This window comes from Alkalicoccobacillus porphyridii (assembly GCF_007293315.1).
Lineage (GTDB): Bacteria > Bacillota > Bacilli > Bacillales > Bacillaceae_D > Alkalicoccobacillus > Alkalicoccobacillus porphyridii.
The window spans coordinates 1-276 of the sequence record NZ_VLXZ01000190.1 but is presented as its reverse complement, the minus strand read 5'-3'; the positions used below and the strand labels follow the sequence as shown (position 1 = coordinate 276).

Annotated in this window: 1 pseudogene; it reads right to left on the bottom strand. The window is 47.5% G+C overall.

The annotated features are described in order from the left end of the window. Positions 1 to 276 (bottom strand): annotated as a pseudogene (gene sxy / locus FN960_RS23980) (CRP-S regulon transcriptional coactivator Sxy); the annotation flags it as partial.

Genomic DNA, 276 nt, shown 5'->3' with positions numbered 1-276 from the left:
AATCTTTTCTGTCACCAGACTGTTTTGCTGCCGCAGTCGCACCCAACACATTTTTGCCCCAAGTATACGTAACGCCCGTACATCCTTAATCCCCACCTCCCCGAGAATCGCTTCCAGATGAAAAGACATATTGGGCAAATCTTTCAGTCTTTCCCGGGTATTGCGCGTGCTTTTCTCTTTCAGCGCTGCATCGAGAGAATATTTCGACAGACGCACCAGCTTCAGTTGATTTCGCCATAGACTTTCATCAACCCGATAGTAATTGAGGGTAACGGA